This window comes from Verminephrobacter eiseniae EF01-2 (assembly GCF_000015565.1).
Lineage (GTDB): Bacteria > Pseudomonadota > Gammaproteobacteria > Burkholderiales > Burkholderiaceae_C > Acidovorax > Acidovorax eiseniae.
The window spans coordinates 3,336,108-3,349,723 of record NC_008786.1 but is presented as its reverse complement, the minus strand read 5'-3'; the positions used below and the strand labels follow the sequence as shown (position 1 = coordinate 3,349,723).

At 58.7% G+C, this 13,616-nt stretch carries 18 protein-coding genes; all 18 read left to right on the top strand.

Annotation, left to right across the window (positions count from 1 at the left end):
* Positions 1–120 precede the first annotated feature (120 nt).
* The 18 genes from ppa to VEIS_RS26435 all read left to right on the top strand — a co-directional run bounded on the left by ppa (position 121) and on the right by VEIS_RS26435 (position 13,564).
* A complete protein-coding gene (ppa, locus tag VEIS_RS14590; RefSeq protein ID WP_011810730.1) occupies positions 121–657 on the top strand; it encodes an inorganic diphosphatase in 537 nt (178 codons plus the stop codon).
* 444 nt (positions 658–1,101) lie between these two features.
* Positions 1,102–2,031, top strand: coding sequence for a branched-chain amino acid ABC transporter permease (locus VEIS_RS14585; RefSeq protein ID WP_041950064.1), 930 nt, complete (start codon positions 1,102–1,104; stop codon positions 2,029–2,031).
* A 12-nt stretch (positions 2,032–2,043) separates the two neighbouring features.
* Positions 2,044–3,120 carry an ABC transporter permease subunit gene (locus VEIS_RS14580; RefSeq protein ID WP_011810728.1) on the top strand — a complete coding sequence of 359 codons (1,077 nt, stop codon included), beginning with the start codon at positions 2,044–2,046 and terminating at the stop codon, positions 3,118–3,120.
* A 31-nt stretch (positions 3,121–3,151) separates the two neighbouring features.
* Positions 3,152–3,946: an ABC transporter ATP-binding protein gene (locus VEIS_RS14575; RefSeq protein WP_011810727.1), complete on the top strand. Its 795-nt coding sequence runs from the start codon at positions 3,152–3,154 to the stop codon at positions 3,944–3,946.
* Positions 3,947–3,948: 2 nt separating this feature from the next.
* A complete protein-coding gene (locus VEIS_RS14570) occupies positions 3,949–4,677 on the top strand; it encodes an ABC transporter ATP-binding protein (protein WP_011810726.1) in 729 nt (242 codons plus the stop codon).
* A 71-nt stretch (positions 4,678–4,748) separates the two neighbouring features.
* Positions 4,749–5,285, top strand: a complete 537-nt coding sequence (locus VEIS_RS28805) for a hypothetical protein (protein WP_157048527.1) — start codon at positions 4,749–4,751, stop codon at positions 5,283–5,285.
* The gene (rpsU, locus tag VEIS_RS14565) at positions 5,282–5,494 is read left to right on the top strand and encodes a 30S ribosomal protein S21 (RefSeq protein WP_005799779.1); all 213 of its coding nucleotides are present in this window, start codon (positions 5,282–5,284) and stop codon (positions 5,492–5,494) included. The genes VEIS_RS28805 and rpsU overlap by 4 nt, the downstream gene beginning before the upstream one ends.
* 104 nt (positions 5,495–5,598) lie before the next feature.
* The gene (locus tag VEIS_RS14560) at positions 5,599–6,045 is read left to right on the top strand and encodes a GatB/YqeY domain-containing protein (protein WP_011810724.1); all 447 of its coding nucleotides are present in this window, start codon (positions 5,599–5,601) and stop codon (positions 6,043–6,045) included.
* 131 nt (positions 6,046–6,176) lie between these two features.
* Positions 6,177–6,323 (top strand): IS4/Tn5 family transposase DNA-binding protein, encoded by a 147-nt coding sequence (locus VEIS_RS31655; RefSeq protein WP_083758641.1) that lies wholly within the window; start codon positions 6,177–6,179, stop codon positions 6,321–6,323.
* 53 nt (positions 6,324–6,376) lie between these two features.
* Entirely contained in the window at positions 6,377–7,033 is a 657-nt protein-coding gene (locus VEIS_RS30600; RefSeq protein WP_232287701.1) for an ISAs1 family transposase, read from the top strand.
* A complete protein-coding gene (locus tag VEIS_RS30595) occupies positions 6,975–7,145 on the top strand; it encodes a hypothetical protein (protein ID WP_232287700.1) in 171 nt (56 codons plus the stop codon). The genes VEIS_RS30600 and VEIS_RS30595 overlap by 59 nt, the downstream gene beginning before the upstream one ends.
* A 45-nt stretch (positions 7,146–7,190) precedes the next feature.
* Positions 7,191–7,535: an ISAs1 family transposase gene (locus VEIS_RS30590; protein ID WP_011810722.1), complete on the top strand. Its 345-nt coding sequence runs from the start codon at positions 7,191–7,193 to the stop codon at positions 7,533–7,535.
* Positions 7,536–7,633: 98 nt separating this feature from the next.
* A complete protein-coding gene (locus VEIS_RS14550) occupies positions 7,634–8,809 on the top strand; it encodes a LuxE/PaaK family acyltransferase (protein WP_011810721.1) in 1,176 nt (391 codons plus the stop codon).
* An 8-nt stretch (positions 8,810–8,817) separates the two neighbouring features.
* Positions 8,818–9,183, top strand: coding sequence for an iron-sulfur cluster assembly scaffold protein (locus tag VEIS_RS14545; RefSeq protein ID WP_041950063.1), 366 nt, complete (start codon positions 8,818–8,820; stop codon positions 9,181–9,183).
* 10 nt (positions 9,184–9,193) lie between these two features.
* Entirely contained in the window at positions 9,194–10,399 is a 1,206-nt protein-coding gene (locus tag VEIS_RS14540) for a cysteine desulfurase family protein (RefSeq protein ID WP_011810719.1), read from the top strand.
* On the top strand, positions 10,377–12,158 hold the full coding sequence (locus VEIS_RS14535) for a fatty acyl-AMP ligase (RefSeq protein WP_011810718.1): 1,782 nt from the start codon (positions 10,377–10,379) through the stop codon (positions 12,156–12,158). The genes VEIS_RS14540 and VEIS_RS14535 overlap by 23 nt, the downstream gene beginning before the upstream one ends.
* 110 nt (positions 12,159–12,268) lie before the next feature.
* Complete coding sequence (locus VEIS_RS14530) at positions 12,269–12,517, top strand: acyl carrier protein (RefSeq protein WP_198137867.1); 249 nt, start codon at positions 12,269–12,271, stop codon at positions 12,515–12,517.
* Positions 12,518–13,564: a flavin-containing monooxygenase gene (locus tag VEIS_RS26435; protein WP_157048526.1), complete on the top strand. Its 1,047-nt coding sequence runs from the start codon at positions 12,518–12,520 to the stop codon at positions 13,562–13,564.
* Positions 13,565–13,616: the final 52 nt, after the last annotated feature.

The following is a 13,616-nucleotide window of genomic DNA, read 5'->3' as shown; positions in this document are numbered from 1 at the left end:
CGTTCGCCCGCCGGCGGACGGCGGGGCCGCGCCTAAAATCAGGGTTAATCCCGATGTTGCCGATGCCGCCCATCAGGCCGGCAGCGCGGGCGGCCGCTTTCCAACCCACGCTTCAAAGACATGTCCCTCAACAACGTGACCCCCGGCAAGAACGCTCCCGAGACTTTCAACGTCGTCATCGAAATCCCGATGAACGCCGACCCGATCAAGTACGAAGTCGACAAGGAATCGGGCGCCATCTTTGTCGACCGCTTCATGACCACGGCCATGCACTACCCGACCAACTACGGCTATGTGCCGCAGACGCTGTCGGGCGACGGCGACCCGGTCGATGCGCTGGTGATCACCCCATACCCGCTGTTCCCCGGCGTGGTCGTGCCTTGCCGCCCGATCGGCCTGTTGATGATGGAAGACGAAGCCGGCATCGACGGCAAGGTGCTGGCCGTGCCCACCGACAAGGTGCTGCCCATGTACACCCACTGGCAAAAGGTGCAGGACGTGAACCCGATGCGGCTGAAGGCGATCAGCCATTTCTTCGAGCATTACAAGGATCTGGAAGCGGGCAAATGGGTCAAGGTGCTGGGCTGGGAAGGACTCGACGCCGCGCGCAAGGAAATCGCCGACGGCATCGCCCGATTCAAACACGGCAAGACCTGATGGCCCGGGGATGGCCCAGGGGTGATCCAACGGCGATGGCGGCCATGGGGGCCATGGCCGCTGATGGACAAATCGCCTGATGCCATCGAAATGATGGCATCCCACGCACCCGTGGGTGCTGCCTCGTGCCCGCCTGCGGCCCGGTAGCCTGCGCCAGAACCCAAGGGAAAACCCCGCCCGGATGGGACGGGTGCGCAGGGGTGATCTCGCTACAATGGCGCCCGCCAACCCGCGCCGCAGCACCTGCAGTGGCATTGTCTGGCGGGTTTCTTGCTTGGGGGACCGTTGCACTGACAGCCGGGCCTGCGGCCGCATCGGCTGCACCTCGGCCGGGTCATCAGCGGGGCATGGACGGGCATGGGCAGGGCGGGCAGATGGCTGGATATGGGTGAATATGTGGGTGAGGCGGGGCACGACACCAACAAAGCAACAAAGGACTTCTCTATGGACATCTTGCTGCAGCAGATCATCAACGGTCTAGTCCTTGGCAGCATGTACGCCTTGATAGCCCTGGGCTACACCATGGTGTACGGCATCATCCAACTGATCAATTTTGCCCACGGCGAGGTGCTGATGATCGGCGCCCTGACCAGTTGGAGCTGCATCGGCATGATGCAGGCGGCGCTGCCCATGGCACCGGGTTGGGTACTGTTGCTGCTGGCCACCATCAGCGCCGCCACGGTGGCGGCAGCGCTGAACTTCACGATCGAAAAAGTCGCCTACCGGCCCCTGCGCAACAGCCCGCGGCTGGCCCCGCTGATCACCGCCATCGGCATGTCGATCCTGTTGCAGACGCTGGCGATGATCATCTGGAAGCCCAACTACAAGTCCTATCCGACGCTGCTGCCCAGCACCCCGTTCGAGATTGGCGGCGCCTACATCACCCCGACGCAGATCCTGATCCTGGGCGTGACGGTGCTGGCGCTGGCCTCTTTGATGTACCTGGTGAACCACACCAACCTGGGCCGCGCCATGCGGGCCACGGCAGAAAACCCCCGCGTGGCCGCGCTGATGGGTGTCAAGCCCGACATGGTGATCTCGGCCACCTTCATCATCGGCGCCGTTCTGGCGGCCGTCGCCGGCATCATGCACGCCTCCAACTACGGCACGGTGCAGCACACCATGGGCTTTTTGCCGGGCCTGAAAGCCTTCACCGCAGCGGTGTTCGGCGGCATCGGCAATCTGGCCGGTGCAGTGCTCGGCGGCATCTTGCTGGGCCTGATCGAGGCCATCGGCGCGGGCTACATCGGCACCCTGACGGGCGGTCTGCTGGGCAGCAACTACACCGACATCTTTGCCTTCGTCGTGCTCATCGTCATCCTGACACTGCGTCCCTCGGGCCTGCTCGGTGAGCGTGTGGCCGATCGCGCCTGAGGAGTGCGCAGCATGAAGAACAGCAAAATCCACTGGATCATCGGCGCCATCGCGCTACTGGTACTGCCGCTGCTGCTGCAATCCTTGGGCAACGCCTGGGTGCGCATTGCCGACCTGGCCTTGCTGTACGTGCTGCTGGCGCTGGGCCTGAACATCGTGGTGGGCTACGCCGGCCTGCTCGACTTGGGCTATGTGGCGTTCTACGCCGTCGGCGCCTACCTGTTTGCGCTGATGGCCTCGCCGCACCTGGCGGACAACTTTGCCGCCTTTGCCGCGCTGTTCCCCCATGGCCTGCATACCTCGCTGTGGCTGGTGATACCGCTGGCGGCGCTGCTGGCGGCCTTCTTCGGGGTGCTGCTGGGCGCGCCCACGCTCAAGCTGCGCGGTGACTACCTGGCCATCGTGACGCTGGGCTTTGGCGAGATCATCCGCATCTTCCTGAACAACCTGGACCACCCGGTGAACCTGACCAACGGCCCCAAGGGGCTGGGGCAGATCGACTCGGTCAAGTTCCTCGGGCTCGATCTGGGCAAGCGGCTGGAACTGTTCGGTTGGCATATCAACTCCGTCACGCTGTACTACTACCTGTTCCTGGCGCTGGTGCTGCTGTCGATCGTCATCTGCTGGCGCTTGCAGGATTCGCGCATTGGCCGCGCCTGGATGGCCATCCGTGAAGACGAGATCGCCGCCAAGGCCATGGGCATCAACACCCGCGACATGAAACTGCTGGCCTTCGGCATGGGCGCCTCGTTCGGTGGCGTCTCGGGCGCCATGTTCAGCGCGTTCCAGGGCTTCGTTTCGCCCGAATCCTTCAGTCTGATGGAGTCGATCATGATCGTCGCCATGGTGGTGCTCGGCGGCATCGGCCATATCCCCGGCGTGATCCTGGGCGCCGTGCTGCTGTCGGCCCTGCCCGAAGTGCTGCGCTACGTGGCCGGCCCGCTGCAGGCGATGACCGACGGGCGCCTGGACTCGGCCATCTTGCGCCAACTGCTGATCGCGCTGGCGATGATCGTCATCATGCTGCTGCGCCCCCGGGGCCTGTGGCCTGCGCCCGAGCATGGCAAGAGCCTGACACACAAGACCTGAAAGCCTGGAAGCGCACACGGAAAGTCAGAACATGGAACGGAACATCCCGGATTCGGCCAGCGACGTGGTGCTCAAGGTCGTCGGCGTCTCCAAGCGCTTCGGCGGCCTGCAAGCCCTCTCCGATGTCGGCATCACCATACGACGCAGCCAGATCTATGGCCTGATCGGCCCCAACGGCGCCGGCAAAACCACCTTCTTCAACCTGATCACCGGTCTTTACAGCGCTGACAGCGGCAGCTTCGAGTTGGCCGGCAAAGCCTACGAGCCCAGCGCCGTGCACGAAGTGGCCAAGGCCGGCATTGCCCGCACCTTCCAGAACATCCGCCTGTTTGCCGAAATGACAGCGCTGGAGAACGTGATGGTCGGGCGCCATATCCGCACCCGATCGGGCCTGATCGGCGCGGTGCTGCGCACCCGCAGCTTCAAGGACGAAGAAGCCGCCATCGCCCGGCGCGCGCAGGAACTGCTCGACTACGTAGGCATCGCCAGGTTGGCCGACTACAAGGCGCGCACACTGAGCTACGGCGACCAGCGCCGGCTGGAGATCGCCCGCGCACTGGCCACCGACCCGCAGCTGATCGCGCTCGACGAGCCGGCCGCCGGCATGAACGCCACGGAAAAGCTGCAACTGCGCGAGTTGATCGACCGCATCCGCAACGACAACCGCACCATCTTGCTGATCGAGCATGACGTGAAACTGGTCATGGGCCTGTGCGACTGCGTGACGGTGCTCGACTATGGCAAGCAAATCGCCGCAGGCACACCGGCCACCGTGCAGAAAGACGAACAAGTGATCGCCGCCTACCTGGGCACCGGAGGACATTGACCATGGCCGAACCATCCCGGCAGCTACTGCTGCAGGTCAAGGGCCTGCAAGTGGCCTACGGCGGCATACAGGCCGTCAAAGGCGTGGACTTTGAAGTGCGCGCAGGCGAACTGGTCTCGCTGATCGGCTCCAACGGCGCCGGCAAGACCAGCACCATGAAAGCCATCACCGGCACCCTGGCGCCGAGCGCTGGCCACATCGAATACCTGGGCGCAGACATCCAGGGCCAGGGGGCCTGGGACCTGGTCAAAAAAGGCTTGGTGATGGTGCCCGAAGGGCGCGGGGTTTTTGCCCGCATGAGCATCACCGAAAACCTGCAAATGGGCGCCTATACCCGCAAGGACCAGGCCGGCATCCTGGCCGACATCGAAAAGATGTTCGGCATCTTCCCGCGCCTGCGCGAGCGCAAGGACCAACTGGCCGGCACCCTGTCGGGCGGCGAGCAGCAAATGCTGGCCATGGCGCGCGCGCTGATGAGCCAGCCCAAGCTGCTGCTGCTCGACGAGCCATCGATGGGCCTGTCGCCGCTGATGGTCGACAAAATCTTCGAGGTGGTGCGCGATGTGTATGCGCTGGGCGTGACCATCTTGCTGGTCGAACAAAACGCCAGCCGCGCCCTGGCCATTGCCGACCGTGGCTATGTGATGGAGTCCGGCCTGATCAACATGACCGGCCCCGGCCAGCAACTGCTCAGCGACCCGGGGGTGCGCGCAGCCTATCTGGGCGAGTGACCGGGCGAGTGGCGGACAGGCCGCATCGCCGGCGGCGACTGACGAGCCCAGCCGCCCCTGCCGTGCGGCTAGTGTCGCGTCACCGATCATCTGTCGGTCTGCGCTGGCCATCGAAGCGCATCGCGGCGTTGCATCGCTTGCCAATACGCTCGGTATTGGCTGCGCGATGCGCCTTGCGCTGCGCTCCGATGGCTGCGCGCAGCCTACGACATCTGATCCGTGACGCGACACTAGGCGCACCGGAACAGGCGCGCAATGCGCCGTCCGGCAAATGGCTGCACACCATGAAATCGATGCGTTTCGTTCGTGTCAGGGCAAGGCGCAAACCGCCGCGACACCAGCAAGCGTCCTGTCGGTGCCACGAGGATTTGCAGCGCCGCCCAAGCGCAAACCGGCTGGCTGGCTACCCAGTCCCCCGACACAATGGGCAACACAATGAAAATTGCGCCAGCGCAAGGACAGAGGCTACAATCCATGGCTTTGACTGGCCAAGCCCCGTCGGCCAAAGACGAATGTCACAGACAGGGAACCCCCGCCACACAAAACCTTCGGGCCCGATCTTCCCGGAGACCCTCTGTGGGCACCATTTGGAAAACATGAGCGAATGACTACGATCCGCGTAAAAGAAAACGAGCCCTTTGACGTTGCACTGCGCCGCTTCAAGCGCACCATTGAAAAGCTCGGCCTGCTGACCGACCTGCGCGCGCGCGAGTTCTACGAAAAACCCACCGCCGAGCGCAAGCGCAAAAAGGCGGCAGCGGTCAAGCGCCACTACAAGCGCGTTCGCAGCATGCAGCTACCCAAAAAGATGTACTGACCTTGCCGCCCCGGGCCTGCCCGGGATGCGAAACCACGAGACACCCGCGCCCGGAACGCCAGGCGCGGGTGTCTCCTTTTCCGAAGCCTTTTCAGGAGAACCCCATGCCCCTCAAGGAGCAGATCACCGAAGACATGAAAACCGCGATGCGCGCCAAGGACAGCGAGCGCCTGGGCTGCATCCGGCTGCTGCAGGCAGCGATCAAGCAAAAGGAAATCGACGAACGCATCACCCTCGACGATGCCGCCGTGGTGGCCATCATCGACAAGCTCATCAAGCAGCGCAAGGACAGCATCAGCGCCTTCGCAGGCGCTGGCCGACAAGACCTGGCGGACAAGGAAAAAGCCGAAATGGCGCTGCTGCAAGCCTACCTGCCCGAGCGCATGTCGGCCGAGGCCACCCGGGCCGCCGTGCAAGCCATCGTGGCCGAACTCGGCGCCGCCGGCCCTGGCGACATGGGCCGGGTCATGGGCGTGGTCAAAACCCGTTTGACCGGCAAAGCCGACATGGGCCAAGTGTCCACCGCCGTGAAGGAAGCACTGGCGCCCTGACCCCCCTGCCCCATACCATTACACACAACTTTCCCCCTCGAATCGCCCATGCCTGCGCCGGCAATAGACGAGAAGTTCCGTCTGGTATACCTTTTCCCCGCTTGATTCATTTTTAGACGAAAGAGACCGCGATCACATGGGCCGCAGAAGAATTTGCAGGAGCGCAGTTGGGAGATGCACGCTTGAATCATCGCTTGATCAAACTCACGGAGCGATTTGCCGACAAACCCACTGCCGGTTTCGTAGCGCGACACGAGGCGTCCAGCCTATTTGGGTAGTGGTCTGTTGGGTCGATTTTTGCGCGTAAGCTCCTGAAAAAAGGCGTTCACTCTTGATTTTTGCGCAAAAAATGGAAGATGCCCCAATTTCCCTGCTGACAGCCTTTGATGACCTGCCGGACCCGAGGAGGCGCGAATGCCCGCACCGGCTCGATGAGTTGTTGCTCGCGGCGATCTGCGGGGTGATCAGCGGCGCGGAGAGTTGGACCTCGGTGGTTCAATGGAGCCAGATGAAGCTCGACTGGCTGCGGCACTATCTACCGTATGCCCATGGCATTGCTTCGCACGACACCTTTGGCCGTGTCTTCTCGCTGCTTGACGCCAGCCGGTTCGAGCATTGCTTCATGCGCTGGATTGGTGGCCTGTGTCCCTCGCTGGAGGGCCAGCATGTGGCCATCGATGGCAAGTGCTTGCGCGGCTCGCATGACGGCGCGCGTAGCCCGATTCATCTGGTGTCGGCGTGGAGCAGCACGGTCGCTCTGACGCTGGGCCAAGTGCGCACGGCTGACAAGAGCAACGAGATCACCGCCATCCCGGAGTTGCTGCAAGCGCTGGACATTCGAGGCAGCACCATCACCATCGATGCCATGGGATGCCATGGGATGCCAGCACGACATCGCCGAGCAGATTGTTCGGCGCGGTGCCGACTACGTGCTGAATGTGAAGGGCAATCAGCCGAATCTTGCCGAGGCCATCCAGACCTGGTTTGACGCCGCCGACGCTGGCACCTTGGAGCGGCCATTCTGGCAGCACAGCCAGACGGACAAGAACCATGGCCGCATTGAAACCCGGCGCTGCGTGGCGACCAACGATGTGGCCTAGCTGCAGCAGCAGGAACAACACTGGCCGGGCCTGCAAAGCCTGGTCATGGTCGAATCGAGCCGCGAAGTCATCGGCCGCCACGGTACCTCATCCGTGGAGCGGCGCTACTACATCAGCAGCCTGCCGGCCAAGCCTGCGGCGCTGGGCAAAATCGTGCGTGCCCACTGGGGCATTGAAAACAGCATGCACTGGGTGCTGGATGTTGCCTTCGGCGAGGACGAGTGCAGAATTCGTGCCGGCAATGCGGCACACAACTTGTCTATCCTGCGCCGAATCGCCTTGAACCTTCTCAAAAACGAGAAAACCTGCAAGCTCGGTGTCGCTGCCAAGCGCCTCAAAGCAGGCTGGGATGTGCGATATCTCGCAAAGCTACTTAGGCTCCCTCCCTGAGGCTTCATGCGATTGCCCTGCCACGGCACGGCAAAAAATTGCCACCAGACTCGATCTTAGGTTATCATTGTGGTTTTTTTGATGAAGTAGGGAGTAAGATGACTAGTCACGCCTTTGTTGCGTCGATTCGCCAGCTTGGACTTGATCCCCTGGCTGCGGCTGTCGCATCTGTTTCCGAGCTCTATCGGATGCCGCAGGATGATCTCAATGGTGTCAAGCTGGCGCTCATTTCCGACGCTTTTCGGCATCACTATGAGAATAATGCCTACTACCGTGAGGCATGCGACAGCAAAGGCGTGCATCCTGATCAGATTCTCACCTTTGAGGATCTGATCAAGATCCCACTTGTCCCGATTGCCAAGTTCAAGTCAGCCAGTAGCCACGAACTGCTATCCAAGCCGCTACACGCAATCGAGCATGAAATGCGTAGTACCGGAACCAGTGGGTTACCCAGTATTTCGCGTCGCTGTAGTGACACCGTCGATGTTGCCGTTGTTGCAATCTATGCGATGTACCGCGAATTCCTCGGCATTTCCAAAGGTGCGGGTCTGTATGTCTGCCCGTCCACGGAAGAGATCCCGGAAATGGGCATGATTAAGGCGCTTAACATGCTCGCAGGCCTGCTTGACACGCATCGCTTCATGGTCAAACAAGAGCGGTTCGTACCGGAGGATGCGCTTGCTCAACTCAAGACTTGGGAGAATCAGTTCACACGCCACATCATTGGCCCGCCGTTCCTCATTTATCGCCTGCTGCAGTTTCTCAAGCAAACGGGTCAGCGCATAAAGCTTGACCGTGGCAGCCGCGTCGTCACTTTAGGTGGATGGAAACGATTTACCGGTCAGATGATATCCCGCCGCGAGTTCAATCTCATGTGCGAGGAGTACCTTGGCCTTGAGCCCAATGGAGTACGCGATATTTATGCGCTCGTCGAATCGAACGTGATGGCGATAGACGACGAGCACCAAATCAAGCATGTCTCACCCTACGTGCATTTGACTGTTCGCGACATGAACGACCTCAGCAAGGAAGTACCCGTTGGCGAAAAAGGCGTGCTCGGCATACTGGACCCTCTTGCGTTAGCTACTCCGGGAATGATACTTACCGAAGACATAGTCTCACTGGTTCCTGGTAATAGCCCTTCAGGACGTAGCGGCCAGCGAATGGAATACATCATGCGCGCTCCGTCGTCATTGGAGTTTGGTTGTTGTGCCGTCAACCTTGAGAAAAAGATGGACGAGGACTCTCCCGATGTATGCCCGGTTGCGAACTGAGAGCCGATATGTTCAATGAGATTATCGTCAAAAATTTCTCTGATCCTGCGTTCGCATCGGAACTCGACGAGGCAACCGCATCCATAGAAATCGGCAACCCAGTTTGTGGCGACCGCATTCGAGTTCAACTTGATGTGACTGACGGTCTCATCAAACGAGCGCGCTATCAGGCTTGGGGGTGCGCTACTTCGCTGGCCACCGGTAATGTTTTCTGTGCCTGTATCGATGGCAAACCGCTCAGCGTGGTGTTGGACACGTCCAACGACGATATTGAGACGATGCTCGGCGAGTTGGAGCCTTCGCAACACCACTGCCTGGAAATGCTCAGGGCACTGTTTCAGTGGCTGAAGCAGATCCATGCTCCGGCGAAATAAGGAGATTGTCATGTCGTTGCAAGGCTATTTCGACTACAACGCCACAACACCGATGTGTCAGCAGGCGATCGATGCGCTGAACGGCGCATTATTCGATTTCGGCAATCCTTCTAGCAAATACTCGCTGGCGAATATCTCGAAACAGAGACTAGAGAATGCCCGCAGGCAGGTAGCTCGGCTGGTAGGGTGCGACTCGTCGGAACTCACGTTCACCTCAGGCGGAACCGAAGCGAACAACTGGGCGATAAAAGGCACATTGACGTCACGAGGCTCCATTGGCAACGCGCAGCCAGCGCATGTCATCGTGTCCAGTATCGAACACTCCTCTGTGCTTGAGATTGCATCATACTTGGAGCGCGTGTTCGGCTTCGAGGTGACCCGGATCAAACCAAATGCCGACGGCATCGTCTCAGCCAAAGCGGTCGAGGCTGTGCTGCGTCCGAATACCCAACTGGTTTCGATCATGCTGGTGAACAATGAGGTCGGAACCATACAGCCTGTAGGTGAGATTTCTACATTGCTCCGAGCGCGTGGTATCCACTTTCACGTTGATGGCGTGCAAGCTGTCGGAAAGATTCACGTCAACGCGCACGAGCTCGGCGTGGATACCATGTCGTTCGCAGCGCACAAATTCTACGGCCCCAAGGGGGTCGGTGGTCTTTACGTCAGGCAGGGCCTAACCATCGAGCCGCTATTACACGGCGGCGACCAGGAAGGCGGCCTGCGTGGAGGCACAGAGGCCGTTGCCCTAATCGTCGCGATGGGGGCAGCAGCTGAAGCGATCTATGCGGTGCTGCCGGAGCTCGTATTTCGGGCGGCCAACTACCGCATCACCTTCAGCCGTCTGCTGATCGAATACGTTCCGGGTGTGTCCTTCCATGGGCCGAGCGATCCCGAGCAGCAAGTGCCGTATACGCTTAGCGTTTGCATTGATGGTATTCGCGCTGAGGCCCTCGCTGCAATACTTGATCAGATGCATGGCATCCAGGTATCGCTCGGGTCGGCCTGTGCAAATAACAAGACGGTGTCGCTGTCCCATGTATTGGTAGCGATGGGCGTGAGCGAGCGCGCCATCAAAGCCACTTTGCGCGTGAGTTTCGGTCAGTATACCGAAGAACAGGATTTGAAACGCTTCGTGGACGCGATGGCGCAAGGCGTGCGTTCCCTTCAACGCATTAGCAAGGCCGTCGATCATGAACAGACAACTCCCGCTTGATTCGGCCAGTACCATTCTGGAATGTCTGGAACACTACGCTCAGACACGTCCAGAAGAGCGCGCCTACACATTTCTCGTTAACGGGGACGACCAAGAACGCGTCCTGACCTACGGCGATCTTCGCAGTCGTGCCGTTGCATACGGACAGCATTTGCGAGATTGTGGACTGTCGCACAAAGCGGTGCTACTACTGTTCCCGTCGGGTCTGGACTTCATTATTGCGTTCTTCGCGTGCGCCTACGCCGGTGCCGTTAGCGTGCCTGCGAATCTGGCACGTAACAGCCACCACTATGCGCGGCTGCGGCAGATCATTCTGGACTCTGAGACTCGAGCGGTCCTTACGACACGAGATCTCCGGAATTCGATCGGCGAAGGATTGCTTGGTTCAGGTGTAGACACATCGCATGTCGCGGTGTTCTGCGAATCCGACGAACCGGTCGTTACCTGTTCTGTCACATTGCCCACACAGGAGCAGTTGGCGTTCCTGCAGTACACCTCGGGATCGACTGGTGAACCCAAAGGCGTAATGATTACCCATGCCCAACTGGTGGCCAATGAGAGGGCCATCCAGCGCTCGGCAGATCTGCCTGAGCACTTGGCTGGGGCGGGCTGGTTACCGCAGTTTCATGACATGGGATTGATTGGAGCCACGCTGCAGCCCGTCGCGCTCGGCGGACATTATGTCTTCATGTCGCCACTGCACTTCCTTCAGCGTCCGTTACGCTGGCTGAAGATGATTAGCCACTACCGTGCGGTGGCAACCGCAGCGCCAAATTTCGCGCTGGAGTTATGCGCGAAAGCGCAACCGGATGACGAGATAGAGGCACTGGATTTGTCCACACTATCGACGATCTTCTGCGGAGCAGAGCCTGTAAACGCGGATGCTATTGAACGATTTGAACTCCGGTTTTCACGCTTTGGCTTGCGAAGTGACGCAATCAAACCGTGCTATGGGCTCGCCGAGGCGACGTTGATGGTATCCGGGGGAGTGGCTCCAAATAACTTGCGCACACTGTTTGTGGGTCGTGATGCGTTGACAGTGGGGCGAGCCGAAGTGCAGCACGATTCGGCACAGCCGACACAGACGGTCGTGTGCTGTGGTCGGCCAGTACTGGAGCATCGCATCGTGATCGTCGACCCGTCCACTGGGTGCATCTTGAGCAATGGTCAAGTCGGGGAAGTCTGGTTTGCTGGGAGCAGTGTGGCGTCGGGCTATTGGCGGAATCCGGTGGCGACGATGGAAACGTTTAAAGCGATGACTTCGTGTGGCGAAGGCCCATTCATGCGTACAGGTGACCTCGGATTTTTCCACAACGAGGGACTGTTCATCACTGGGCGAATCAAGGAATTGATAATTTTTCGTGGACGCAATCTGTATCCCCATGATATCGAATCGACTCTGATCAAGACCTCCGCCATCTTCAGTGAAGTGCAGGCTGCAGTATTTACAGCGAACTCGGACGACGGATCAAACGTAGTGGCGTATGTTGAGCTACCTCGTCGCACCAAGGCTTACCCTGGACTGGAATTTCAGTCAGTAGCTCATACCTTGCGCATGGCGGTAGCTCAAGTTCACGATGTACATCTGCGAGACATTTATTTTCTATCGCACGGGAAAATCCCTCGCACATCCAGCGGGAAAATCCAGCGTAAGCGCTGCGCTGATATATATGCCTCGCGCGAAATCGACGTTTGCGCGCACACCCTATTTACGACTCGTCAGCATGTGGGTCGGCAACTCGAATCTATTGACTTATGACTACAAAAATTCAATCCCCAGCGAGCACCTCAAATACATCGATCATAGCGGCTCCTATAGTGTCAAAGCCAAATAGCGTCGAGCAAGTTAGTGAGCGGATCAAGTTTCTATTGACAAAATATTTACAGGAAGAGAGGCACGATTTTACCGAGCCCATCGAAGATGATATGTCCTTCGACTATATCGGTCTCGATTCCCTTGCTCGTGTGAACTTGCTCGTTGGATTGGAGAAAGAGTGTGGTGTGTCATTAGACCCCACGGCGGCCTATGACTTCGTTACCGTGCGTGCGCTTTCTGAATTTGTCTGGTCGGTGGTTAGTGGTACGCCGATGGATATAAAGAAAGTATTGGAGATTTAAGTGCTAGATTGTCTAATCATTGGTGGCGGTCATTGTGGTCTCATGTGCGGTTATTTGTTTGGGCGTGCTGGAGTAAAAAACTACTTGGTTGTTGATGCCTCCGCTCGTGCTGGTGATGTATGGCGGAATCGTCCGCGCAACTTGCGCCTCTTCACCTCTCGCCAATTTTGTCGTCTTGCTGACCTATCCATGCCAGATGACCAGAACGGGTTTCCTTCGGGCGAAGAATTTGCTGATCACGTCGAGCGATTTGCTATCGATAAGGCGATCAATGTGTCGTTTAGTACGCGAGTTATTCGCTTGTTTCGATCTGAAGGTGGATTTGTTGCTGAACTTGAGAATGGCAATAAATTAAGTAGTAAGACCGTGATCAATGCCACTGGATCGAACCAGATTCCAACTTATCCGATATTCGCAAAAAAAATAGCCTCGACAGTTCATCAAATAGTGGCATCTGAATTCCGCGATGCTAATCATTTGCCGAATGGATGGAGAGTTGGTGTCATTGGTGACGGCGCGAGCGGGCGGCAAATCGCACTTGAGCTTGCTGATCGGCATCAGGTCTATCTTGCGCGGGGTCGGGTGCGCAAGCTTGTTCCGAATGTAGTGTTCGGTCGTGACGTGTTCTGGTGGTTGGACAAAATTGGCCTGTTATTTGCTGGACGTGACACTATCGTCGCCAAAATCATGAGGAAGCGTGATCCGATTCCTGTGGCATCTGCCAACGATAGACAGCTAGCCGTTCGGGGCGTCAAGCTAAAACCTCGTGCCGTAGATGTGCATGACGACTATCTCCTTTTTTCGGACGGATCGCGGGAGCGCGTCGATGCTGTGATCTGGTGTGTCGGGTACAGGGAGAATACGGACTGGATCGCTCTGCCATCGATTGATCGCGATAAATCCTTAAGCGAACACCACGGGAGAACGTCAGAAGACGGCTTTTTCGTGGTTGGACGTAAGTGGCTTACTTGCCGCGCATCAGAGCTAGTACTTGGCTGCGAGCGTGATGCGAGCATGGTGATTGGCCTTGTTCTTGAAAGTATGTAAGAAAATAAAGTTTGCACCATTGCTTGACTCTGTAGCAACTACAGGGTGCATG